The 25,473-nt window shown below is 37.9% G+C and carries 18 protein-coding genes and 3 pseudogenes; 8 read left to right on the plus strand and 13 right to left on the minus strand.

Translation table 11 applies throughout. The features are described from left to right. Positions 1 to 160: 160 nt before the first annotated feature. The 11 genes and pseudogenes from Xmir_RS12815 to Xmir_RS12865 form a co-directional block, all read right to left on the minus strand. Entirely contained in the window at positions 161 to 949 is a 789-nt protein-coding gene (locus tag Xmir_RS12815) for an ABC transporter permease (protein WP_099114627.1), read from the minus strand. Positions 950 to 1,187: 238 nt separating this feature from the next. Next, complete coding sequence (locus Xmir_RS12820) at positions 1,188 to 2,024, minus strand: ABC transporter permease (RefSeq protein ID WP_244170925.1); 837 nt, start codon at positions 2,022 to 2,024, stop codon at positions 1,188 to 1,190. A gap of 4 nt (positions 2,025 to 2,028) precedes the next feature. Then, positions 2,029 to 3,000, minus strand: coding sequence for an ABC transporter ATP-binding protein (locus Xmir_RS12825; RefSeq protein ID WP_244170926.1), 972 nt, complete (start codon positions 2,998 to 3,000; stop codon positions 2,029 to 2,031). A gap of 760 nt (positions 3,001 to 3,760) precedes the next feature. Beyond that, positions 3,761 to 4,450 carry a WbqC family protein gene (locus tag Xmir_RS12830; protein WP_099114629.1) on the minus strand — a complete coding sequence of 230 codons (690 nt, stop codon included), beginning with the start codon at positions 4,448 to 4,450 and terminating at the stop codon, positions 3,761 to 3,763. Between the two features lie 12 nt (positions 4,451 to 4,462). After that, the gene (locus tag Xmir_RS12835) at positions 4,463 to 4,720 is read right to left on the minus strand and encodes an acyl carrier protein (RefSeq protein ID WP_099114630.1); all 258 of its coding nucleotides are present in this window, start codon (positions 4,718 to 4,720) and stop codon (positions 4,463 to 4,465) included. 14 nt (positions 4,721 to 4,734) lie between these two features. Then, positions 4,735 to 6,159, minus strand: a complete 1,425-nt coding sequence (locus Xmir_RS12840; protein WP_099114631.1) for a class I adenylate-forming enzyme family protein — start codon at positions 6,157 to 6,159, stop codon at positions 4,735 to 4,737. After that, a complete protein-coding gene (locus Xmir_RS12845) occupies positions 6,160 to 6,861 on the minus strand; it encodes an HAD family hydrolase (RefSeq protein ID WP_099114632.1) in 702 nt (233 codons plus the stop codon). 161 nt (positions 6,862 to 7,022) lie between these two features. Then, positions 7,023 to 7,259, minus strand: a complete 237-nt coding sequence (locus tag Xmir_RS12850) for a transposase (RefSeq protein WP_167385981.1) — start codon at positions 7,257 to 7,259, stop codon at positions 7,023 to 7,025. A gap of 104 nt (positions 7,260 to 7,363) precedes the next feature. Next, positions 7,364 to 8,437 carry a nicotinate-nucleotide--dimethylbenzimidazole phosphoribosyltransferase gene (gene cobT / locus Xmir_RS12855; RefSeq protein ID WP_099114634.1) on the minus strand — a complete coding sequence of 358 codons (1,074 nt, stop codon included), beginning with the start codon at positions 8,435 to 8,437 and terminating at the stop codon, positions 7,364 to 7,366. Further along, the gene (locus Xmir_RS12860; RefSeq protein WP_099114635.1) at positions 8,421 to 9,707 is read right to left on the minus strand and encodes a glycosyltransferase family 4 protein; all 1,287 of its coding nucleotides are present in this window, start codon (positions 9,705 to 9,707) and stop codon (positions 8,421 to 8,423) included. The genes cobT and Xmir_RS12860 overlap by 17 nt, the downstream gene beginning before the upstream one ends. A gap of 361 nt (positions 9,708 to 10,068) precedes the next feature. After that, positions 10,069 to 11,077 (minus strand): annotated as a pseudogene (locus Xmir_RS12865) (IS110 family RNA-guided transposase). A gap of 677 nt (positions 11,078 to 11,754) precedes the next feature. On the opposite strand from Xmir_RS12865, the pseudogene Xmir_RS12870 reads away from it, so the two are divergent. From Xmir_RS12870 to fur, 6 genes and pseudogenes are all read left to right on the plus strand, one after another. Further along, positions 11,755 to 12,406: pseudogene (locus tag Xmir_RS12870) on the plus strand (IS1 family transposase); the annotation flags it as partial. Between the two features lie 87 nt (positions 12,407 to 12,493). Continuing rightward, positions 12,494 to 13,531, plus strand: a pseudogene (locus Xmir_RS12875) (IS110 family RNA-guided transposase). 685 nt (positions 13,532 to 14,216) lie between these two features. Further along, positions 14,217 to 14,513, plus strand: coding sequence for a hypothetical protein (locus Xmir_RS12880; RefSeq protein WP_099114636.1), 297 nt, complete (start codon positions 14,217 to 14,219; stop codon positions 14,511 to 14,513). A gap of 105 nt (positions 14,514 to 14,618) precedes the next feature. After that, positions 14,619 to 14,909 carry a LexA regulated protein gene (gene ybfE / locus Xmir_RS12885; protein ID WP_099114637.1) on the plus strand — a complete coding sequence of 97 codons (291 nt, stop codon included), beginning with the start codon at positions 14,619 to 14,621 and terminating at the stop codon, positions 14,907 to 14,909. A gap of 174 nt (positions 14,910 to 15,083) precedes the next feature. Continuing rightward, positions 15,084 to 15,617 (plus strand): flavodoxin FldA, encoded by a 534-nt coding sequence (gene fldA, locus Xmir_RS12890; RefSeq protein ID WP_099114638.1) that lies wholly within the window; start codon positions 15,084 to 15,086, stop codon positions 15,615 to 15,617. A gap of 175 nt (positions 15,618 to 15,792) precedes the next feature. Next, positions 15,793 to 16,242 (plus strand): ferric iron uptake transcriptional regulator, encoded by a 450-nt coding sequence (gene fur, locus Xmir_RS12895; RefSeq protein ID WP_099114639.1) that lies wholly within the window; start codon positions 15,793 to 15,795, stop codon positions 16,240 to 16,242. Between the two features lie 123 nt (positions 16,243 to 16,365). Here fur and Xmir_RS12900 read toward each other — a convergent pair whose 3' ends face one another. Continuing rightward, complete coding sequence (locus Xmir_RS12900; RefSeq protein ID WP_099114640.1) at positions 16,366 to 19,041, minus strand: beta-N-acetylhexosaminidase; 2,676 nt, start codon at positions 19,039 to 19,041, stop codon at positions 16,366 to 16,368. Between the two features lie 433 nt (positions 19,042 to 19,474). Between Xmir_RS12900 and Xmir_RS12905 the strand changes: the two genes are divergently transcribed. Then, positions 19,475 to 22,480 (plus strand): non-ribosomal peptide synthetase, encoded by a 3,006-nt coding sequence (locus tag Xmir_RS12905; RefSeq protein ID WP_099114641.1) that lies wholly within the window; start codon positions 19,475 to 19,477, stop codon positions 22,478 to 22,480. 187 nt (positions 22,481 to 22,667) lie between these two features. Here the strand turns inward: Xmir_RS12905 and glnS are convergent, their stop codons facing one another. Beyond that, positions 22,668 to 24,335, minus strand: a complete 1,668-nt coding sequence (gene glnS / locus Xmir_RS12910) for a glutamine--tRNA ligase (protein WP_099114642.1) — start codon at positions 24,333 to 24,335, stop codon at positions 22,668 to 22,670. Positions 24,336 to 24,818: 483 nt separating this feature from the next. On the opposite strand from glnS, the gene Xmir_RS12915 reads away from it, so the two are divergent. Then, positions 24,819 to 25,316 carry a hypothetical protein gene (locus Xmir_RS12915; protein ID WP_145956898.1) on the plus strand — a complete coding sequence of 166 codons (498 nt, stop codon included), beginning with the start codon at positions 24,819 to 24,821 and terminating at the stop codon, positions 25,314 to 25,316. Positions 25,317 to 25,473: the final 157 nt, after the last annotated feature.

A 25,473-nucleotide genomic window follows, 5' to 3' on the forward strand; every position in this document is an offset into this window, starting at 1 on the left:
TCATTAGAACTTATTTGAGAATAAAAAATTTCCAAAAATGGAGCTAAATCCCTTTAGATTGTATTTAAACTAAATTTCAAAAACCCACTTAGCATAAATGCATATAAAGTTATTAATGATCCCACTGAGATATTAAAAAATTAACTCATTGAAAACAATCTCAACTACCGGTACTAGAATATGACTTCAGTCCTAAATGCCATGTTATTCTTGATAATACTAAGAAAGATATTGCAATAAAAAAAGATAGTATACCTAAATACCACTCGATATTTCCAAGTAATGCTAGAGTTGCTGGATTGGAAATTAATGCAAACGGTAATATTATTTTAAAGATAAAACCAACTCCTCCGTTAAATATATCGATAGGGAAACGTGCAATAATAATATTATTTAAGAATAAAGAATCTCTATGTTCATTGCTTGGCCACCAAAAAGCAGTAATGGTCCAGATAAACCATATGCTGTAATATGTTATCATCCCTGTCAATAGATATAAGAAATATAAAAATAAATTAATTAATTCAAAATGTATTGAAGAAGAAAAATAACCATATATAACAATAAATACTCCACTAATTGAGTTAGTAAGTTGTGCAAAATTAATTCGTTTAAAAGAAGCATAAAATTGAGAGTCTATTGGTTTAACCAAATAAACATCAATATTACCTTTTATAATGTCATCCTGAAGTTCCCCCATATTGTTTATTAGTAATCCCATCATTATTGAATCAATAATAATATAAGTACCAATCAAGATAATCACGTCTTCCCAAGACCAACCTGAAATATTATCGACATGTGCATAGATAGATTTAAAAAGAACGATTGGTACCAAAATCCATAATAATGATGAAAAAATTGCAGCAAGGAAGTTAGGACGGTACTCCATATCCTGTTGTAAGCTTAAAAAGGATATATTTTTCATGATTTTTAAATATCTGATCATATCAAACTCTAAGTAAAATTATCATTTTTTATATGGTTAATATAACTATTGAATATACAAAATATCTTTGAATATATAAATATAATTTTCTCAATTAAATGTATAGATTTAAAACGAAAAAATTGGTTAACTTCAATAAATTGCTTTTATGTCAAATAGCATATGGATCTTGCTACCATTTAAATTCAGAAATGTTAATATCTTCATAAATACTTATTTAAATAATATTTATGTTTCATTAGCCACCTACCTCTACATATTTCTTTAATCCTTGTCTCCAAATAACTCTTCCGAGAGCAAAGAATATCACACACCAAATAATTTGTGTTATTAATCCAATTGAAACATTTATTTCTTCCATATCAGTGAATAATATTTTTAATGGAAAATATGCAAGATATGGAAATGGGGTTTTATCAATTAACGAAGCTATATATGATGGAAGAATATCAATTGGGAAAAATGCTCCTGCTAAGATCATAATAACCATCTCCTTAACAAATAATATCATATCTGCTTTTTGAGTCCAAAAAACATAGCAGCCAATAGTCCAAGAAACTAAGAACCATAAAATACAAGATAGAGTAATAGACAAGATACCAGAAAATGTATTATATAAAGACACATGAAAATCGAAATAACTTCCCAATATAATAGTCAGGATCATAAGAGGAATGACACCTAAAACAATATTAACTAGTCGATCGCCAACCATTTCCCAAAAATAGTAGGCCTGAACATCTATAGGTTTTAGTAATAATGTACTAAGATTTCCCTCATGGACTTGTTCATATAATTTCCAATCAATTGCATACCACACAAAGTAATTAATAAATCGAGCACCGATAAAATACATGACTAACTCAGAGAATGTATAACCTCCAATTAAATCACCATTGCTATAAATAGTTCTCCATAAAAATATCATTGCGATAGATGGTATTATAGCTTCAATAATCATATAAAAAACACTAAAACGATATTCAATTCCTCTTTGCCAAGTAATATAAGAAATACATAAGTATTTTTTTATATATGGTTTATATGCTATAAAGTCTTTGATCTTGATTTTCATTTAATTATTTTCCTTCAGAATAAACTTTAGATATAATATCATCCATTGATAGTTCTTCTACAATCAGATCTTCAATAAGAAATTTTTCCAATAGAGCTGAAACTATTTTTGGTATTTCCTTTCTCTTAACTTTTAGTGTAATATCTAAATTATCTTGATTTGTAATTTCCCCGAAATATTCAAATTCTTTTCTGATTATTGTATTTTTCAATTTCATTTTTATATATTTATAATCACTAAATTTATTAACAATGTCTATTGTTTTTCCATCATATATAATCATTCCATGGTGAATAATAATCAACCTATCACATAACTCTTTTATATCTTCAAGATAATGGCTAGTTAAGAAAATTGTTGATTGATATTTTTTATTATATTTTTTTAGAAAAGATCGGATATTCTTTTGTGCAAATATATCTAACCCAATTGTTGGCTCATCCATGAATAATACCTCTGGGTTATGTAATGTTGCTCCTATTAACTCCATTTTCATTCTTTCCCCTAATGAGAGTTTTCTCGTTTGTATTCTCAATAAGTCTTTAACCTCCAGTAATCCAGAAAGCTCATTTATTCTACTATTAAAATCCTTCGTAGGAATATTGTATATATCTTTTATTAATCCATAATAATCCATTGGAGGCAAATCCCATATCAATTGAACTTTATTCCCCATAACCATGGATATCTTATTACAATATGTTAACGAACGTTTCCACGGTATTTCTCCTAAAACAGAGATCGTTCCGCTGGTTGGAGTTAATAATCCACTTAACATTTTAAGAGTTGTGGTTTTCCCCGCACCATTAAGACCAATTAATCCTACAAATTCACCTTTATTTACTTTAAAGGAGATGTTATCTACAGCATTATTAAACTCATATTTCCTATTGACTAGTGATTTTATTGATCCAATAAAACCAGGCTCTTTTTCATGATACTTATATATTTTGGTTAAATTTTTTACATCTATCATTGGCATATTTATAAAATGAATGTATTAGTCTATAAAACTTCCATTGATGTTGACATTGGTAAATTGATTATGTTTAATATTCTAAACAGCATTTTATACTATTGATATAGTTGTTCTATTTGGTAAAAATCCAAATAGATCAAACTAACATCAGGTGGTACATATCAAATTATATATTTTAAATGGTTATTTAGATGTGTCTGAGATAGTATTTTTCTCATTTGAACATATACAATCAACATACGCCTTAACCTGTTATGGAAAATCAAAATACATTAACTCATTCAATTTTCATTATATGCAGGTTAATTTTTCATCAACAATATCTTCGGTAGTTAATTAAACGTCTTGCATCCATTCTCCGTTAAAAACCTATTCCAATTAGTATAATTATTACAGAAGATTTTAACACAAATTATGTATATAAATCATAATATGCAAAGCATTAAAATCTTAGGTTTTATGTGTGATAAGTATAATCTTGAAGGAATAGGCTATAATAGTTAATATATTACTAATATCAGAGTAGAAAAATTTGATATTAGACTAATACTTATGATTAATTTGTATTATCTTATGTTTTCATTTTAAAAACTTATCTCCACTGATATAGTTAATTTTAAAAAAAATACTATTCTTATATAAGAATACTCAATAAATCTTAGGATGCATACTGCTTAATTTATATGAGCTTGATTTGTTATCATAAGTTACTTTATCATGAAAAACTAACATCTCAAATTAAGATGAATATAAGATGTTACAGGATACTTTTGAGCAAAATGTCTTTTGAATTATAACCATGATTCATGAACAAATCAAATATAGATAAATCAGGGATAAAACCATTTTTATTATAACATTGAGTATAAACAGGACATTTCCATTCTATTGGTTTTATGTCAATTTTATTAATTTTAAAAAGCTCATGATCCAAATAATTATTATAGCTATATTTACCTGTGATATATTCACTTCCCTCTGTTAATTTACAAATATCAATTAGCATGTCATTTTTTAAACTACTTAATTCCAGTTCAGACGAAATTATAACTTCAACATCTAATTTTAAAAAATCAATAACCCATATCAATATTTCATAATTTATTTCAGATATATATGTCCACTTTCTTTGGTATAACCCCTCTAAAAATGGAAATATTTCGGCAAAATATTTTGCCGAATTATAGTTATAATAAAAACTCTTTAAGTGTTTATTTCTCCAGTCATTTCCAGAAATACGTGTTTCTTTAATAGAGCTACCATTATTTTTCTCCACAGGAATAGTTAGAGTAAAAGAACCATTAGAATTTTTTAGTTTATTTCTGTTAACCCAATCATTCTTAGAATAACTGACGTGATCTAAAAAAACAAATATATCACTAATGATTATCTTATAAACTAATTGGATCCAAGGAAGATAGTGTGGCTGATGGATAGATATACGCATTCTAAGAATTTATTAATTTTTATTGCATTTAGATTCAATATAAATAACAAGCCTATTAAAAGAATTAAGTAAGTTAACACTCAGTTCTTCATCTGGAATCTGAATATGAAAATCTTGTTCTATTCTAACCAATAATTCTAGTGCTGAAACAGAGTCAATGTTAAAACCATCTCTCAAATTATCCTCTATTAATTCAGGAGTAACGTCCAGTTCTAGTACATCTTTGAGCATTTGAGCTATTTTTACTTCAATATATTCTTTTGTTATCATGATAGTGAACTACCTTAATTTAATTTTCTTAAAATTTTTCCAATTGAAGAAGTAGGTAAAAAATCTTTAACTTCTATTTTTTTTGGAATTTTATGTGCGGATAATTTCTTATAGCATAAATCAAATAATTCTGTCAGATCTGTTTTTTTATTAACTTCTACAATAGCGATAGGTATTTGACCTCTTTTTATATCTGATATTCCATATACGACTGCTTCATTCACATTAGGATGTTCTTTTAATATTGATTCAATTTCAAATGGATTTATTTTTTTTCCTCCGACATTAATAGTTAAATCTTTCCTTCCCACTATATGAAATTTTCCTTCATTTTTTACTGCTAAATCTCCAGTAGAAAACCATTGGCCAAAATAATTTTCTTTAGCTATTCCATTATCAATTATACAAGTACATAAGGAGTTGGTTTTCACAATTATTTCATAAGAGAACTGATCTAAATAATCATATTTTACACTATAATCTAACTTTATTTCCACTCCTGCTATGGGTCGATAAGGGTATGTGGATAAGAGATTATTATTATGATTGTTTTCAACCATGAGTGCGCCAGTTTCAGACATTCCATATATGTTACTTATTTTAATTCCTAATAATTCAATTTTTTTTTGATCTTCTGATGGAATGTTTGATCCACCAGATAGAGCAATTTTAATATTTCTAAATGTCTGGTTACTGTAGTTGCATAGTAATCGATAGTGCGTAGGTAAACCTACAAAAATAGTGTTTTTCTTTAATAACCGTTCTAAGCTAGATACTAATATGATGGGGTCTGTATAGGTTATTTCACTACCAGTTAGCAACGGCACTATCATTCCAAACATAAAACCATAAGAATGACATAATTGTGCAGAACAAATAATGCGATCATTTTTTTTTACATCTAGTGTGGAAATTATTTGCCTTCTTTCTGTTAATATTTGCTCCTCAGTTTTTACAATTCCTTTATAATAACCAGTTGAACCTGATGATAAAAAAACAATATCTCCTTTTATATTATTTTGAAGCTCTATTTGATGTGTTTTGTATTTATAACAATTGACCAAATATAAATCTAAAAATTCAATATGACTAGTTGGATAAGTGAGGTTGTCAATTTTAAAAATATCACTTTCGTCAAAAATAATATATTCTGGTTTAAAGAATTTAATTTTATTAAATTCTTCCTCAGTCATCTTAGGATGAAAAAAAATCATTTTTGCTTTTATTTTTGATAATGCTAATACACTAATTATATGTAATGTACTATTTAAGAAAAAAAGGCCTACAGATGTATTATTTGTAATGCCATAATTATTTAATAAAAAAGCCAATTTATTTACATATTCGTTTAATTTACCATAGGTTATGGTCTTTTTTGCACTATTTATAGCAACATTATTAATGTTATCATTAGCGACTTTTAAAAAATTTTCATACATTTATTTATTTATCCTTAAGAAATTTTTTATATAAAATAAAAGTAGCTCAGGATCATCAATTATCGTTTCTTGTAAATTGTTTTGTAATAAAATTGAATTACGATTCCAATTAACAAAAATAGAATTGACATTTATCTCTCTTGCAATATCCATATCAGTTAATGTATCACCTATATATAAGCTTTTTTCATTAATACCTTTTAGCTCTTTAATAACATTTATTAAACCTTCTGTAGATGGTTTTGAGTTAATTACATCATCTGATGTTATAATACTTTTAAAATAATCAATTAACTTTAATTTTCTTAATAAAGAAATAGTGGTCGTTCTTTTTCTCCCCGTAAATAATCCAATTTTACAATCATAATCATTTAATAATTTTAATATGTTTTCAATTCCTGGAAAAACTTCTATTTCACATAAATTAAGATTTTCTATGAATTTTTTCATATAAAAATTTAATGCATATTTACTATCCATTTTCCCTAATAAAGTAGATAGAGTTTCTCTTTCTGTAACTTTGTTTGCACGAATAATATCTAACTTGCTATGTTTTAATCCTGTTATTTCTAGTGAAGTCTCATATAGAGTTTTCAAGTGAATATTCCATGTATTTACCAATGTTCCATCTAAATCAAATACAATACATGATTCTTCAATCCTGTTATTTATTAGCATATTTTTCAGTCTATATGGGGGCATCTGCTGCTTGGTTAAAGTTTGAGTTACATATTTATTATTTTATTGCTTATATTACTAAATAGTATAGGAAATGATATCTCAATAGTTATATAGATACCACTACGGCCTGTTAATTTTTTAGCCAATTTTTTAATTTGTTACATTATCCATCAGGCAATTTTTTAAGCCAATACACCTACAGAACGGACACCATGAATCAGCATTACTCGAAAGTAGTCTGCCCGTTTGTTGATACTCATCTGCCTGATTTTTCTACCACCGCTATATTCTTTGGGAACTAATCTCAGATAGCTGGAAAAATAGCGGTCATTTTTAAAATCATGTCTATCACTTAAGGTTATCATCAGAGCAGCAGAGGTACTTAACGGCCAATACTGGAGAGTGTCAGAAGACGGCAAATGTTCACATGCTCATATTTTTCTTTGGAAAGAAATATTCTTACTTCAATGCAAGATTTTCATCTTTGTGATAAATTTAAATTATTAATCTAACCCGATATGAATTATATATTCTTATCTTCTGTCTTAATTTTTGACTCGATAATAGTTGCCGATTTTAAATATACAGCACAAGCTGATTCAATAAGAGGTAGAGTAAAAGCTGCTCCTGATGCTTGCCCTAACCTCATTCCTAGATCTAATAAAGGGGATTTTCTTAATTCTCTTATTATATATTTATGCCCCGGCTCCGCAGATAAATGAGATATAATCATGTATTCAGATACAGTTTGCGACATTTTATAGGCAAGGAGAGCAGCGACACTACTAATAAAACCATCAACTACAATAGGTATCTTATTAATAGCAGCCCCCAATATAACACCCACAACACCAACAATTTCATATCCTCCTAATTTAGCAAGAACGTCTATTGGGTCATCAAAATTAATTCTATTTATAATTAAACTCTTTCTTACAATCTCTTTCTTTCTTTTTTGAGTATCTATACTTATTCCTGTTCCTTGTCCGACTGTTTCATCAGGAGAAATATTACATAACAAGCTTGTAATTGCACTAGCTGATGTAGTATTTCCTATACCAATCTCTCCTACTGCTAAGATATCACTATTAATAATTATATCAGAAGAAATAAGTTTAATTCCACTCAGAATGCCTTTAATGACCTTATCTCTGTCCATAGCAGGTCCTTTGGATATATTATTTGTAGAGTTTCCTAACTTCATATTAATGATATTTGGATGTGAGTCAATAAAATTATCAACTCCCATATCTACAGGAATTAACTGCGCTCCTATAGTATTGGCAATTGCATTAATAGGTGCTTTTCCTTCAGAGATTTTAAGTAATAATTTACTTGTAACATTTGATTTAAATACAGACACACATTCACTCGCAACTCCATGATCTCCAGCCATAACTATAATTGTTTTTTTAAAATTATGTGGTTCTATCTTTTCCTTTATTGCTAAAACTTGTTTGGCAATTATATCTAGCTTACCTAAACTACCTGATATCTTCAAAGAATTTGCTTCTTTTAGCATAATCCTTCTTTTAGCCATGTGATCTATTGGTTTGATTTTTTTTAGATAAATATTAATTTCATCTTCTTGTATCATCAAATACCTCTGTTATTTTTTCAGTCAATAAAGCGTTACATATCGCCATGACTTTATTAACAAATAAGTCATTGTTAAATTTTGTTTGTACTCTTTTTTTAGCGCTTTCAGCCATTCTATTGGCTGTATTTGGTTCTTCAATAAACCGTAACATTCCATGAAAAATATCTATTGGTTTCAAAGTGCGTTTTTCATTTTCTATATATATTGGCACCTTTATTCCATCTATATTATCTCTAATTAACTCATTTAGTGAATCTACACCTGAACAAATAATAGGTTTACCAATTCCCATAAGTTCTGCTGCCACATAACAAAATGATTCCCATATTGATGGGATAACTGCAATATCTGCTACTTTAAAATGTTTTAATACATCTTCTCTTGGCATATTACCTAAAAATATAACGTGCTCTTCTAAATTGTATTTCTTAACCATATCTTGTAGATAAGTCAACTCTGGACCAATGCCAATAATGATCAGTTTTACATTAGAATTTTTTTTCTTTAATAAATAAAAAGCTTCAATCAAATAGTTCATTCCTTTTACAGGTACTAAACGACCACATGAAACAAATAAAATATCTTTTGTGGAGGCTAGTTTTCTTCTTATTTCTATGTGCTCATCGTTAGTTAATTTGGCCATTTCATTAGGTATAACCCCCAAATAAATAACACTTTGATTATTAATGTTAATATCATAGTTTTCATTTATACTCTTAGAAAGAGAGTTACTAACAAAAATATTGTAGTCAGACATTCTCAATGATTTCTCCTCTAGGGAGAATAAACTATAATGATTCGCTGATATTGAATTTGAAACCATATGAAATTTATTTTTATCATATGGTGTTATTTTTCTAAAATCTTGAGATAAGATATTAACAATAGGGCACTTATATATTTTAGAAATAACTTTTGCCTCTGGAAAACAAAATAAATCTGGCAATAATATTATATCAGGACGTCCTAGCTTGCTTACTAAATAATTTATTCCTTTTAAAATTCTATGATGAGATTTTATAACAGTATCTGATAGATCCGAATAACTAGTATATATATCTTCATTTGCCACTCGATAAATATGAAGATTATTATTCAGTTCGTAGGAATTAGTCATTTCTGTAGTATTCGTTATCACCACAACATCTCCATCTATCAATGTTGAAATCCCTTCAGCCAAAGAGCATGTGACTGTGCTAATTCCACCTATAGTAAACGGAGGGTATTCTCTTGATAAGATAAAAATAGTCATTGGTTTTTTACTCATTAACTACTTCCTTTTATTTTAATCACTTTAGAAATTGTGGGGGCTGTGAAGCATTATTGGCCATAGGGCAGGGCAACCGCATGAATGCTCAAATAAAAAACAGTGCGAATGATATTTAACTTATTCTAATAACAGCACTTGTTGATTTGCTTTAAACTCAACCCATATCTGCGTTATTTTTGCGCCAATTGTGTTTATAAGACACACGTTTGGTTGCTATATGAACGTATCCCATTTGTAAGACAAAAGTGACGTTGACATTGAAAGCAGTTGCTGTCTTTGTCATCACTATGACCACCAGAGCAACCTTTCAACATTCACACTTTTTTAAGCATTAACGTTTGTCAGCTTCAGTTATTTATTAATATGGTCTGACGCTGACGTAACTTTTTGTCGTACCTGCGGTTATGCACGGTTATCGCCAACATTATCCGGGCTAGTTTGTTTGCCACCGCTGTGGGTCGTCGTGTTTTGAGTTCAGTTATCCATGGACCGGGATCTTTGGCTACCAGTGATGCCGCCCTTGCTCCATTGATAAACAGGGTTCTCAGGTAGGTGTCGCCACGCTTACTTATCCCGAGCAGATGAACCTTACCGTCAGAACCGGTTTGTTTCGGTACCAGACCAACAAAAGCAGCGAACTCCCCGACCTGATTTAAACGTAGAGGCTTCCCCCATTGTGGCAACAGCTGCCGTGGCGATTAACGGTCCCACTCCGGGGATTTCCAATAACCGCTTACAGGTTTCATTCTGCTTCGCTACTGCCGACAGTTGTTTTTCAATACCGTCAATATAGGCATCAAGATCGGCAAGGCGCTGGTACTGTTCATTGAGCAGGTTTATCAGATACACGGGGAGCTGTTTTTTCAGCTGTTCCAGTGTTTCGGGGTATTTTTTCTCCAGTGAAGTCCGGCTCTTATGGAGGGTCTCACCAAATTCCAGCAACATACCATGTAGCGCATTTATCTGTGTGGTTCTGAACTTCACCAATTGCTGAGGCATCCGATGAAGTGCTAGGATTGCCTGTTGTTCCTCCGTCTTGACACAAAAGGGCTTAACGGATTGCTGGACTGCAATCCAGATAGCCCGGGCATCCACCACATCATTCTTATTACCCATCACAAACGCTTTAACAAATCGCGACCCTTAAGCAGTCTGACCTGATGCCCCAGTTTCTGACGCCCACGTGCCCAGTGCTGAGAACCTCCGCAGGCTTCCATGCTGATGAGACAAGGTTCGCGATTGCTGAACTATGCTAGAAAAGCAGCCCGCTTAATTTGCTTGTCAACAATTTTCCCCGTGTTCTCATCAACGAAGTGCTCCTGCATAAGATGTTTTGCAATATCGACGCCTATAGGGGTATATTTTATCTCGTGGATCCTTCAGGGAGCAGGGAGCAGAGTGTATCCCGTATTGGGTACAGTGATGCCGGAAATTTGCGAGGATCCACACTCACCTATCTAATCCCCGCTGTGATGAAAATTTGGGATGCGTTCATTATATTTTCCTTTTTAGATCGGTTTTTTATTCGTCTAAGATTCTGATCTTAGAGCAGTCTTTTAGTTCAATTTCTTATCTAGAATTCAGGTTAATATATTTATTATTAATAATTTCAATTCTGTATTTTTTTATTTAAGGAATAGCTACCGCTTTGAGTCTTATTTCTCAATGTGATTATTTTCTTTTAATATAAACTATACTATTACATGGTGATTTAATTATCATTTTTATCCCAGTAACTTTTTAACATAAAGAAAACCACTCTCCAAATAAAATAAAAATAACAAGTAAAAAAAATAATGTATTGTGAGTAAGATCGGTTTTTTAAACAAATAAAAGATTAGCAAGAAAAATATAACTTTAAATTATTATAGTTAAATAAATTGGAATTAAAAATAATTATTCCAATAATTATATTAAATAATGAAATTATTTTTATGAAAATACATGTTCTATAATTCGCAAACCACATTAAGGCGGTAAAAGAAAAAATCGGTTGTGATATCAATTTATTGAATCATGTATAGTACGCCTATTTAGAACGTAAATGGCAAAGATTGATGTAATCTGCCCCTCTTGTTATGCAGTTAAGGGGATCCACCGTAATGGGCGCTCGTGTTCTGGTCATCAACGTTATCTTTGCCAATCCTACCGTCACTCTTGGCAACTGGAATTCACTTATGCCGCTTGTCGTCCCGGCACACATAAGCGCAAATTGTAGATATGACCATGAATGGAATGGGATGTCGGGCAACAGCGCGTGTTATGGGAATTGGTCTGAATACTGTCCTTCGTCATTTAAAAAGCTCAGACCCAAATCGGTAGCAGAAGTCATTGCTCCCGGCACAGAAGTGATTGTCTGTTGTGAAATGGATGAGCAGTGGTCGTACGTGAAGTCAAAGAATCAGCCTCGTTGGCTCTTTTATGCTTATGACAGGATTAGGCGAAAAGTGATCGCCCACGTTTTTGGTCCAAGGACAAAGAAAACATTGATGCGTCTGATGGCGTTGCAGGCTCCTTTCAACACTGTGATCTCTGTGACCGATGGCTGGAAAAGCTATGAAAAAACGCTGGCGGGGAAACTGCATGTGGTCAGTAAGCGTTATACACAACGCATAGAGAGACATAATCTGAATCTTCATCAACACTTAGCAAGACTGACTCGCAAGACGTTGTCTTTTTCAAAATCCGTCGAAATAATGGGATGGACGCCCCATTCAAGCGGCATCAATGTGCCAAAATGGGAGTGTATTAAACACAGCCAATTAATAACGGGAGCGTCCACCATGAAGATGACAACGGTTGGTATCGCTCTGGCAAAAAATGTCTTTCAGATCCACGGCGTCGATACACAGGGTGAAACGGTGCTCAAAAAACAGCTACCGCGCGCGAAAATGCTGACGTTTATCGTCAACTTCCACCTTGCCTTATTGGTATGGAAGCCTGTGGTGGGGCGCATTATTGGGCACGCAAGCTGCGAAGTTTTGGCCATGAGGTAAAATTAATGGCTCCACGGGTTTGTTAAAACCTATGGCAAAACTCATAAAAACGATGCAGCAGATGCGAAAGCGATTTGTGAAGCGGTGACACGACCGAACATGCGTTTTGTACCGGTAAAAACAGAAGAGCAGCAAAGCATCTTGTCAGTGCATCGCGCACGAGAGGGATTTGTCAAAGCCCGTACAGCGCAGGCCAATGCCATTCGTGGTTTACTGAGCGAGTTTGGCAGCGTTATCGCTCAGGGGATAAGGCAGATTGCAGTACGGCGGCCTGAGATTCTGGCGGATGCCAGTAATAGCCTGCCAGATCCCTTCAGGCAACTGCTCCAGCGGTTGGGTGAACACCTGAAGGAACTTGGTCGTCAGGTTACGGAACTGGAACAGGAAATTCAACCGTGGCACCGTGAAAATGCGGACAGCCAAAGATTATCGGAAATACCCGGTATCGGCCCGATAACGGCAAGTGCCCTGGTGGCATCGGTAGGGGATGCCAGAAACTTCGCTAATGGTCGCCAGCTGTCGGCATGGCTGGGTCTAGTACCCCGGCAACATTCGAGTGGGAGTAAGTCAACCCTGCTGGAGATCAGCAAACGGGGTGACAATTATTTGCGGGCACTGTTGATTCATGAAGCAAGGGCGACGGTACGGTACGTCAAAGAGAAAACCGGTCGAACAGAAAATGGGCTGAATAGTCTGTTGTCGAGACGTAATACCCATGTTGCTGTGGTGACGCTGGAGAATAAAAATACCAGAATTATCTGGGCGTTGCTGGTACATGGCAGGGAGTTTGAGACGGATTACGGGAACCCGGAAACAAGCGACTAAAATCATAAAGTGTAAATAAGGGAGTCCATATAAAAGCAGTTTCCAAAGATTGCACGGGCAATCGAGAAGTGATGGCAAGACAGGTCGGACCGTGATCAGGAAACTCTGGTGTCGTGCAAACACTCATAGCGCGCCGAAATGATAAGAGCCTGATCAGCGAATTCCATCAGGGACAGAGGCGACGGCCTCAACTAAGGTCCGGATGTATGGCTGCAATCTTAACCGAGTTCTGGTCATGACAAACGATTGTTTGGCAAACAAGGGGCGTCCATGTATGCATGGCAGAATCATTGGATATTATCTGAATATTCGCCACTATCAATAAATTGGAATCATGACCTATTGGTTCTGTAATCAAAACAGCAACCATTGGTGGGATTAATGCCAATGTCTCCAAATTTAACTTACCAGACCGACAAATTCCGGTTCGCGTCTTATTATCCAAAGAAAAACGGGATAATTTAACCATCTTGAATGATCTCTATGTGAACAATACTTCTGGTACGAATGTACTAGTACTAAAGCCGTAACTAAAATAAAATCAATGCGTTATATAATTCTCAAGAAACTGAAAAACTGCATTATTTCAAGTCTTCCTATAAGTTTATTCTCTATTGAGAAAAGTTCCTACGGCTGTAGTACTAGGACGTGTTGACGTTTTGTATTCATCATTTACTCGACCCACATGGGTATCGTTAGTCAGCCACAACTGACGCTGTTCGATACGGCCAGCCGCAATCTCGTCATTCATAAGATATTTATCGAAAATGACAAGAAAGTCAGGGAACGCTTGGTCTCACTAATTCGCAAAGGTATTGAAAATGGGGAAATCGGCAAACAAATTAATGCAGAGCAAGCCGCGTTCTGGTTAATGACCACCGTTGATGGCGCGATAGGAAAAAAAGGGATGGAGTCAGATTTTAAAGGGGCTGAAAATCTTGATTTTCTGACCTACATGATACAAAAGACGTTTACGTCGTAAAGGCCGATTCCGACAATCTCCCCCATCAACCAGTAGCGACACGCGCTCAGCTAAGGTATTATTGCCCGCTATATTACTGGTACACGCCCTTTATCAATTGAATTTATGGCAAAAGAACAAACTGATCGCACCACACTGGATTTGTTCGCAGATGAACGCAGGCCAGGGCGACCTAAAACAAACCCACTGTCCAGAGATGAACAGCTTAGGATTAATAAACGCAACCAGTTGCGACGAGATAAAGTCAAGGGACTGCGTCGAGTGGAATTAAAACTCAACGAAGAGGCAGTCGATGCACTAAATCATCTGGCAAAACAGCGTAATATCAGCCGTAGTGAACTGATTGAACAGATGCTGTTAGCCCAACTGACAGAAAAAAATCACCTTGCCGATTAACGGCTTTTATTCAACAGCAATAAAGCGGCATCACCACACAAATCTGACAGACTTGTCATGGATGTTTGGTCAAAATAACGCTTTTCATTTTATTAAAACTGACATTTTTCCTGCTGATTTCAGCGTGATGTGTATAGCTTAAATACACAATAAAACAAGAGGTTAACCCATTTTATGGCAATAATAGGTATATTCTTCGGCAGCGATACAGGCAACACAGAGAACATCGCCAAAATGATCCAAGAAAAATTGGGCGGTGCTGATGTTGCTGAAGTCCACGATATTGCCAAAAGCAGCAAGGAAGACATTGAAGCCTTCGATATTCTGCTGCTTGGCATCCCAACCTGGTATTACGGCGAAGCTCAATGCGACTGGGATGATTTTTTCCCGACTTTGGAAGAGATTAACTTCGAAGGGAAACTAGTCGCTCTATTCGGTTGCGGAGATCAGGAAGATTATGCAGAGTATTTCTGTGATGCTATGGGCACCATCCGCGATATTATTGAACCTCGTGGCGCTATTATTGTAGGTCACTGGCCAACCGAAGGGTATCACTTTGAAGCTTCTAAAGGTATGGCTGATGATAACCACTTCATTGGTCTGGCTATTGATGAAGACCGCCAACCAGAATTAACTGATGAGCGCGTTGAAGCCTGGGTACAAAAAATTAAGGCTGAAATGAGCCTGTCTGAAATTCTGGGTGCATAAGGGCATTAGCTTCCTTTCACACACTTGCATAATGTGTCATGATATCAGGTCTGGCATGGTTTTCATTTTGAATGTCCATGCCTATAATCAACAACGTGAAACAGAATCATGATTCCCTCACGATACCCCTAAGTATCATAAGTTCACTTAACTCAAGTTACAGGACTGAATCCGCATGACCGACAACAATAAAGCATTGAAAAATGCTGGACTTAAAGTAACACTTCCGCGCTTGAAAATTCTGGAAGTGCTACAGGACCCAGAATGCCATCATGTCAGTGCGGAGGATCTCTACAAAAAACTGATTGATATCGGTGAAGAGATTGGCCTCGCCACTGTCTATCGCGTGTTGAACCAGTTCGATGATGCCGGCATTGTCACACGCCACAATTTTGAAGGCGGTAAATCTGTTTTTGAACTCACTCAGCAACACCACCATGACCATCTAATTTGTCTCGACTGTGGTAAAGTCATTGAATTCAGTGACGAATCGATTGAAGAACGCCAGAAAGACATTGCAGAACGCTATGGCATTAAACTTTCAAACCATAGCCTCTACTTATATGGTCACTGTACTGTTGGTGATTGTCGCAAAGATGGTTCACTGCATGATGAAAAAGCATAATAAGCAAGCACAATAAAGAAGTGATGAACGTCGCTCACTTCTTGTGTCTGACTTAGTCTGAATAAACTACTGCCGATTAGCTCACGCTAATCGGCAGATTGCTTTAGGCGTTAAATTTAAGCGTTAAAATTTAACTTCGTCTATCCGGCTAAAACGTTTTCCATCACTACTGACAGAACGAATTTTCACATTACTGCTGACGTAAGGCCGCTGTCTATCATCGTAAATCTGCCATGTTTTTCCATCATCCAGTGAATATTGGATAACAACACCCGGCAACGCAATATTAGCTTCAAATACCCCGGCAACAATTTTTCCTCCCGGAACCGGCAGGCGATAAGCAATGTTGAGTTTATCCAGTTTAGTCAGCTCACGCTGCCCCATCAGGTTGGCAAAACGTTCCCAATCACGATTGAGCACATCCGTCTCAACATAATGGGTTATTCCACCTTTATATTCTCTACCCTGCTGATAATTCAGTTCCCAATTCGCCTGATGCCAGGCTCGTTCTGCCAGCGGTAATAAGCGCGGGTAAATCATATATTCCATCTGTTCATCGGTACGCACGGTTTCACTCCATGATAGTCCTGACATACCATAAGCGCCCGGCCAACGTTTATTGCTATGAGTATTAAAACGGTTGCCATCGCGATCTACCGACGTTTCCGCATTTTGTGGCATGTTATTTGGGGCAAAGCTGAAGATTTTCGCTTCGTCATTAAACCGAGTCGCCCAATAGTAGCCCCGCTCTTTCGGATGCACTTCATACGGCATATCAATGTAGACATAATCAGGACTGGAAACGATAACTCGATAATCTTTATTCGCCCAATCACTTACGGTGTCATAACCTCCCCAATAAAGGGTATCCCAGAAATTGACTGCAACATGTTTAGTAGCAAAGTCTTTTGCTGACTTGGCGTGTTTCAGACCATCCTGCCATGCCTGCATTGTGTCAATGCCGTGAGAGTTGACGATTTTACTGACTTCAATAGCAAAATAACTGGCAAGCTCATCAACATCTTTGATTACACCCTGCGCTATCATCTTCTGACAAACCTGAGACTTAGCCCACGGCTTATCTTCGATTTTTTTGTTGATAATCCCCTTGCCCGGCACAATTGGTCCGTCTTCATCCTGATATCCGGCACCCAAACGAATATTTTTTGCCTCATCCCCGCCAAAATGCCATGTATTCAACGGTTGCCCGGCTTCTTTGTGCATGGCGGCAACTTCGCTAATTACTTTATCGATAAATCGTTTGGAAGAATCCATACATGGATTCAGGTAACTCCGGCGATCATAGAACTGTACGGATGTTGTATTTGAGGTATCGGTCGGATCAAGTAAGCGATATTCATTGGCCTCCTGCTCTTTGCCTTGTGCCATAAGTTTCTTATAACGTGCTTCCATTGATACAACAGCAGCACGGGCATGAGCGGGAATATCAATTTCGGGTATGACTTCTATCTGGCGAGCTTTGGCATAATTCAGAATATCAAGATAATCCTGACGGCTAAAATAACCGCTACCCATGTTGTTGTTATTCGGCCCTGACCCCAATTGCGGCAACAGGCACTGGGTTTCACTCAGGTCATGGCAACGCTGACTGCCAATCTCTGTCAACTCCGGTAAACCGGGAATTTCCAAACGCCAGCCTTCATCGTCACTCAAATGGAAGTGGAACTTATTCAACTTATAGTTGGACATTTGATCGAGCAGACGTAACACCGCTTCTTTGCTATGAAAATTACGCCCAACATCAAGGAACACGCCACGGTATTCAAACCTCGGCGCATCTTTTGCCGTCAATGTAGCAATCTTCGGCGTACCGTTGGCAGGAAGTAAAGAAAATAGCGATTGCAGACCATAAAATACACCAGATTGATCAAACGCGACAATCTGCGCTCCTTTGGTCGTAATTGCCAACGAATAGGCACCTTTTACCCGCCATAGCCCTGTAAATTGGTTCGCATTGATTTGCGTCGCTATCTGATAGCCGCTGTCTGTTAAGTCAATGTCCTGTGCTTTAAAACGCTCTCTGATGACCTTAATAGACTCGCCGCTCAACCCTCCCAGCTCTAATTTCACTCCACGGGATAAATCGACATCCTGTGAATGAATGGAAAGCTCCTTCGGTGTCGGAATTATCTGCCCGCGCAGTTTATCTTCACTGATTTTTGCTACCTGCTGATTTTTTGTGAAACGATTCTCCGGTGTCATCAGGATATTGTTATCCGTTACGGTGCGCTTCCATTGTTCATCTTCCAGATCAGATAAAAACTCGCTGATGTTTTCAGTATCGGTATTCACCAATACCTTAGGCGTAGCATCGCCGGAGGTTGCATACCAACGCGGCATAAAATCCGTGCTGTAGATCTGCCAGTATTCTCCAATAATCGGCAATACTATCTTTTCATTGGCCTTGATACCCGTGAATTTCTCGCTTGGCTCCAATTTATACAAGTCACCCGTTATATGGGTGATTTTGTATTGATCATTATCCAGTTTCAGAACCTGGCGAATACTATGAAAATAGATCGCCCAATCAGATGACTCTATAACCTGATTGCCATTGCTCAAGGTGATATTAACTCGATTACAGGCAGCCGAATCTGCGCCTATAATGGCGCAGTTTGTACCATGCGAGCCAGCCTGATTATCAATGATTTTGAAATTGACCTTTAGCTGACTCAATGAATCTACGATCTGTTGTGATGTCATTTCCGCATGGGCATTACCTATAAATCCAACTGCCGTGATGAATGCTGCCAAGGTACGTAATTTTATGGTTTTCATAAATGACCTCGTCCGAATTTCTTATTCTTTTCTCTGAGTAAATAACGTACAGATTTTGCTAGCCAATAACCCTATACAATATGGGACTATAAGGCAATTTTTTAATCAAAATTGAAGGAATCAATTTTCATTACAATGCTTTTATCTGTACTTCCAGCGAACCCCCAGCAGCGGATATCACGATAATCACTTTCGAGTTTTAACTTGAAATCTTTTTTCTCTGTGGAAGTTGACGCGACAACATATTTTTTTGGTTTGAACTATCAAAAAGAAAAGTCTTTGAGATACGTCTCAAAAAAAAGATTACAAAGCATACAGAAGACTTGTATTCGGAACTGACTGCGTCCATGATTAATAATCACCTTTTGTTATTATTTTAATGTAAATAATTTCATTGGATACGATTATTCTTTATGTCTTATAGGAGGTTTGAATGTTGCCTCATTTCCTGAAGCAGGTTCATAGTTATCCCGACAAAGTCGCAGTCCTCACACCTGAAAAATCGATTAATTATCATACTCTTAAACTACAAGCAGCGACCGTTGCGGGTTCGCTGCGGTCGTTTGGAATTAGGCATGAAGAGCCTATTGCGATCCTGCTGCCACCAGGCATTGAACAAATCACGAGCCAGCTTGCCATTCTTATGGCGGGCGGCAGTTGCGTGCCTCTCGACCCGAATGTACCTCCAGCGCGCCTAAACGACATGTTGGACGATCTGGATGTGAGATGGACCATTACCGATTCGCCAGACAGCTCCCCACAATTACACACCACACTCGTTTCATTTTCCGATCTTCTTGAAGGGGAAGACTTAACCGAAACTGATAGCGGGATTGCTTGCCTGACTCCACATCATCGAACCCATATTCTCTTTACCTCCGGCACAACCGGTAAGCCGAAAGGCGTGCAGATCGAGAAAGAAAGCATCATGCGGGTCGTCGTCGATACGTCATATATACATTTCACGCCTGAAGATCGCATTGCCTGTACCTGTAGTCCGACATTCGACATCTCTCTGTTCGAAGTCTGGGGAACCCTCCTCAATGGCGCGACGGCTTTCGTGCCCCCTAAAAAGGATGTGCTGAACATAGAGTATTTTCAAGCCGAACTGGCGAGGTGCAAAATTTCTATCGTCTTTGTTGCAGCAACGCTCTTCAATCTGATCGCGAAAACTTACCCTCAGGCATTCCGTGATATTCGCTATCTTGTGATCGGTGCCGAAGCACTCAATGCCCATACGGTGAAGCTGGTTCTGGAAGCAGACGCCCCCCCACAACATATTATTAATGGGTATGGCCCAACGGAAAGCACCATATTCGCGCTTTCACACGATATCAATCTGGACGATCTGGTTAGTGGCAGTGTTCCTATCGGACGACCGATCGACCGTACCAGCGCATTTATTTTGGATGATAATCTGGAGCCGCTGGCGCCAGGGAATCTGGGACAACTCTATCTCGGTGGTAAAGGACTCTCACGGGGGTACTGGAACCGTAATGAATTGAATGCCGATCGTTTCATACATGTATCTATCCCCGGACATGCCCTGCCGATGCGGCTTTACAAAACGGGCGATCTCGGTTGGCAGCGTGACGATGGCGTCTTCATGTATTCAGGGCGCATCGACAATCAGGTGAAGATACGCGGTCATCGTATCGAACTGGAAGAAATCGAAGTTCGGCTTCTAAAAAGCAAGGAAGTTAGTCTGGCCAGAGCCTGCGCCGTCAAGAACGAGGGGGAAGACGATTTCCTTGCCGCATTCGTTGTTCCTCTGTCGCCGGACACTTTCGACCGGGATCGGCTTGCACGGGAATTGAGTGAGTATCTGCCTGCATACATGCAGCCTCGCCTTTTCGTCGTCGAGGATATCCCTATGACGCCGCACGGAAAGATAGATCAACGCAAGCTCATAGCGATGTTCACAAAGCGAGCGCCGTCTGAAGAGCGGCCCGCTGGTTTCAACGATACCGAGTATGAGGTATATCGCATCTGGAGCAATATCCTGAATAACAGCGAGATCTCGCTTGACGACAACTTCTTTCAAATGGGAGGCAGTTCCCTGCAAGCGGCTCGTCTTGTGATTGAACTCGCTCGTCAGTTTAAACAACACTTCTTGGTACAGACCATTTACGAGGTACCAAACCTCCGGCAACTAGCCAAAATCATTTCACAAGGCAATTCCCCACAGGCGCTGGATGAAATGGAGGAATGGTTGTGCGACGCAAAACTACCGGACGATATCAAGCCATTGCCGGAGAAACCGCAGGACTGGGCGCATCTTGCTAACGCATCCATTTTTCTGACAGGTGCGACCGGCTTTCTGGGCGCGTTCTTCTTACGTGATCTCCTTACGCTCGGGAATCTAAAAGAGAATATAAAAAAAGTAGTTTGTCTCGTTCGGGCAAAAGACGATGCCACAGCGTACCAACGCATTGAGGACACCCTTTCCAAGTACGGATTGTGGGAGGCCTCGTTCGCCGAGCGCATTAGCGCCGTTACTGGTGATTTGTCTCAACCCAAATTAGGGCTAAGCAACGAACTCCATGACGAATTGGCCAACACGAGTGATGTCGTTTTTCATCTGGCAGCAAATGTCAACTACATCCATCCCTACCGAATGCAGCGCGTCTTCAACATCGACAGCACGCTGAACATTCTTCGCTTCGCCACACAAGGCAAAGCCAAGGCCGTGCATTATTCATCGACGATTGCAGCATTCGGTCCGGCGGGATTGCTGAATCCCACAACTCGCATCTATGAGAATGATAGCCTCATCCCCTATATCGAGGGCCTGAAATATGATACCGGCTATGCACAGAGCAAATGGGTTGTAGAACAGCTTATCCGGCAGGCCCGGGAACTTGGCATCCCGTTGTCCGTCTACCGGCCGGGGTTCATTATGGGTGACAGCGTTCACGGCGTCGGCAACCCAAATGATTTCGTCGCACGCCTGATCAGGGGATGTATTGATATCGGCGTTTGTCCGCAACTGCCGCGCCAGCGAAAGGAGTTTGTTCCGGTCGATTATGTCAGCGCGGCGATTTTGACTATCGCTACTGACATACAGAATCTGGGTCAGGTTTACCACCTCGTTCCGCCACAAATAGAGCAGTCCGTTGACATTGATGGGTTCTTCCGCCTTTTAGAAGAATGCCATGGACATCCATTGCAGTCACTCCCTTACAACGAATGGCTTTCCAGGCTGACCGCTGATCCTCATTTGAACGACAACGCCTTGTTGCCTTTGCTACCAATGCTTTCTGAGCGCGTCTACCATCAGTGGACCCGATGGGAGGCCAATGACAATATGCCGATCTATGATACCACGAATACAAATTCAGCCTTAGCTAAGGCATCAACTCCGCTGCATTTTACCCCAATGGGAAAAGAGCTACTTTCAAAATACCTTGCCTATTATCTTCCCAATATAGGCCAATAGAACGCTCGGCAACCCGGCAATAGCCGGGTAGTTTTTTCCACGGCGAGCAACTTTTAACGAATGAAAGGGACTTCCTTCCAACTTGCGTAAGCTCCGTTGTAGCAACAATCCAGATGGATTATGAAGCGTGAAAATAATCACGCTTTTTTAAGGTGTGGATTATGTGGATTAGGCAACCTGACTCACATTATTCCTGTGAGATTTTTGCCCAAGTATCACGCAGGCCAACCGTGCGGTTAAATACCAGACGTTCAGCACTTGAGAAGCGGCTATCAGCACAGAAATAACCTTCACGCTCAAACTGATATGTTTTTTCTGGCAGTGCAGTTGCCAACCCAGGCTCTACAAACCCTTTACGAACCACCAATGATTCTGGGTTGATAGTGGACAGGAAGTCATCTTCCGCCCCAGGATTTGCCACACTGAACAGACGGTCATACAGGTAAAATTCCGCTGGTACGCCGTGTGCAGCGCTTACCCAATGAATAACCCCTTTAACTTTGCGGCCGTCAGCCGGATCTTTATTCAAGGTTTGTTCATCGTATTGGCAATAAATTGTCGTGATATTGCCTTCCGCATCTTTTTCAACATGTTCAGCTTTAATCACATACGCATTACGCAGACGCACTTCTTTACCCAGAACCAAGCGCTTATATTGACGGTTAGCTTCTTCACGGAAATCCGCGCGATCAATGTACAGTTCACGGCTGAACGGCACTTCACGGCTACCCATTTCTGGCTTGTTTGGATGATTAGGCATAGTCAAGATGACTTCGCCTTCCGGCATGTTCTCAATCACCAGTTTTACCGGATCAAAAACCGCCATGGCACGCGGTGCGTTTTCGTTCAGATCATCACGAATGCAAGATTCCAGCGCTGCCATTTCAACGTTGTTATCCTGTTTAGTCACACCAATGCGGCGGCAGAATTCACGAATAGCAGCAGAAGTATAACCACGACGACGTAAACCAGAGATAGTTGGCATACGTGGATCATCCCAACCATCAACGATGTTTTCTGTCACCAACTGATTCAGTTTACGTTTTGACATCACCGCATATTCCAGGTTCAGACGAGAAAATTCGTACTGACGTGGATGGCAATCAATCGTAATGTTATCCAATACCCAGTCATATAAACGACGGTTATCCTGAAATTCCAGTGTACAGATGGAATGGGTGATCCCTTCCAGCGCATCGGAAATGCAGTGTGTGAAATCGTACATCGGATAGATGCACCATTTATTGCCTGACTGATGATGTTCTGCGAACTTAATGCGGTAGATAACCGGATCACGCATAACGATAAACGGAGATGCCATATCAATTTTGGCACGCAGACACGCCTTACCTTCAGCAAATTCACCGGCACGCATTTTTTCAAACAAAATGAGGTTTTCTTCTACACTGCGATCACGGTAAGGACTGTTTTTACCCGGTTCTTTCAGAGTCCCGCGATATTCACGGATTTCTTCAGCACTCAACTCATCCACATACGCCAATCCTTTGTTGATTAATTCAATGGCGTATTGATAAAGCGTATCGAAATAATCAGAAGAATAGCGAATATTGCCACTCCACTGGAAACCCAACCATTGTACGTCAGTTTTGATTGACTCAACGTACTCGATATCTTCCTTAACGGGGTTTGTATCGTCAAAACGTAGGTTGCACTGTCCCTGATAGTCTTGAGCGATGCCGAAATTCAGGCATATCGACTTGGCATGACCAATATGCAGATAACCGTTAGGTTCAGGCGGAAAGCGGGTATGTACGGAAGTATGTTTCCCCGTTGCCAGATCTTCGTCAATAATCTGACGAATAAAGTTTGTCGGGCGGGCACCTGCCTCACTCATTGTTTTTTTCCTCAATGCAAAAAGCGCTTCAACATAACCCTCTATAATCTATGAAGCTGAACCGAGAAACAATACTTTGTTCGTGGGAAATGGAGAAATGGGTAAAGTTAGCGTGTAAAAGCAGAAAAATAGCTCCCATCTTAGCCGATTAAAGAGATCTGATCACACACAGATCCGGGAAGATTTACAACTACCTCCTGATAATCCATTACCAGCGGTAAGCTAATTAAAGATTATTTCGGTGTAGCAGACTGTGATAGAGGGTTAGTAGTTGATTATAAAAATTAACATACATTTTATATATAAAATTATTTAATTTTAATGATTACATGCGTATACCTTAAAGATATCGGCTTCTCTGGCACATAATGATGAATAGTGCTTTTTATACCTTTCAGCACATCCGCGTAACTGGAAATTTCGCCTTTGCTTTATTACCGCCTCAATATCAGAAGATATCGTACATATCAACAGAGAATGAAAATGAAGAGTTTATCATCAGGCAACAAAAAGATGATTATAGCAATAGTCATTAATGAAAAATATATATCAAATCACTCTACAGATGGGTTTAAGGTCGGAGCTACATCATTTACATTAAAAATGGCTGATTACTTTATTAAACAGCAGGTTTTTGCCGGGTTCATTCTCTATAAGCGAGATGAGTCACTATTGGTTCCCAAAATTGAGCAATTAGCAACTAATGAAATAAAATATATAAAAATTTTCTTTAATTTTTCGATGAATTCAGAAGATATCAAAGGAGCCTTAGATAAGGCCCTATCAATTCTTTCTACGTACAATAACCATAATTCTAATATTTTTGCTTATTATCAAACAGATACACTTCTCTCCTATCATCCGTCAAACTTCCCATGTGGCGTCACACACCATGGCCCTTTTGTTGAGGATTTCCAGAGAAATTACTCACAAGAAGGAGCTTATCAAGCATTTGAAAATAAAAATAAAGGGAACCTCTAAAAACTCTCAATACAAAAAATAAGATCAATTTTGCACTCACCAATAAATGACCTTATTGTGTATGACTTTTTCTTGTTTTTTTAGGAAAAAAATAAACTCATCGCTTTTTCATCGCATACCGGAATTAAAAGGCATGAATGCCGGATTTTCCAAAATA

The organism is Xenorhabdus miraniensis (assembly GCF_002632615.1).

Excerpts from the sequence above, each read along its gene's own strand:
- Xmir_RS12830 (WP_099114629.1), bottom strand. The coding sequence starts at position 4,450 with ATGCGTATATCTATCCATCAGCCACACTATCTTCCTTGGATCCAATTA.
- Xmir_RS12880 (WP_099114636.1), top strand. The coding sequence starts at position 14,217 with ATGGGTATCGTTAGTCAGCCACAACTGACGCTGTTCGATACGGCCAGC.
- glnS (WP_099114642.1), bottom strand. The coding sequence starts at position 24,335 with ATGAGTGAGGCAGGTGCCCGCCCGACAAACTTTATTCGTCAGATTATT.
- fldA (WP_099114638.1), top strand. The coding sequence starts at position 15,084 with ATGGCAATAATAGGTATATTCTTCGGCAGCGATACAGGCAACACAGAG.
- Xmir_RS12845 (WP_099114632.1), bottom strand. The coding sequence starts at position 6,861 with ATGCCCCCATATAGACTGAAAAATATGCTAATAAATAACAGGATTGAA.
- Xmir_RS12900 (WP_099114640.1), bottom strand. The coding sequence starts at position 19,041 with ATGAAAACCATAAAATTACGTACCTTGGCAGCATTCATCACGGCAGTT.
- Xmir_RS12860 (WP_099114635.1), bottom strand. The coding sequence starts at position 9,707 with ATGAGTAAAAAACCAATGACTATTTTTATCTTATCAAGAGAATACCCT.
- Xmir_RS12820 (WP_244170925.1), bottom strand. The coding sequence starts at position 2,024 with ATGAAAATCAAGATCAAAGACTTTATAGCATATAAACCATATATAAAA.
- Xmir_RS12840 (WP_099114631.1), bottom strand. The coding sequence starts at position 6,159 with ATGTATGAAAATTTTTTAAAAGTCGCTAATGATAACATTAATAATGTT.
- Xmir_RS12835 (WP_099114630.1), bottom strand. The coding sequence starts at position 4,720 with ATGATAACAAAAGAATATATTGAAGTAAAAATAGCTCAAATGCTCAAA.
- ybfE (WP_099114637.1), top strand. The coding sequence starts at position 14,619 with ATGGCAAAAGAACAAACTGATCGCACCACACTGGATTTGTTCGCAGAT.
- Xmir_RS12825 (WP_244170926.1), bottom strand. The coding sequence starts at position 3,000 with ATGATAGATGTAAAAAATTTAACCAAAATATATAAGTATCATGAAAAA.
- Xmir_RS12915 (WP_145956898.1), top strand. The coding sequence starts at position 24,819 with ATGAAGAGTTTATCATCAGGCAACAAAAAGATGATTATAGCAATAGTC.
- Xmir_RS12905 (WP_099114641.1), top strand. The coding sequence starts at position 19,475 with ATGTTGCCTCATTTCCTGAAGCAGGTTCATAGTTATCCCGACAAAGTC.
- cobT (WP_099114634.1), bottom strand. The coding sequence starts at position 8,437 with ATGATACAAGAAGATGAAATTAATATTTATCTAAAAAAAATCAAACCA.
- fur (WP_099114639.1), top strand. The coding sequence starts at position 15,793 with ATGACCGACAACAATAAAGCATTGAAAAATGCTGGACTTAAAGTAACA.
- Xmir_RS12815 (WP_099114627.1), bottom strand. The coding sequence starts at position 949 with ATGATCAGATATTTAAAAATCATGAAAAATATATCCTTTTTAAGCTTA.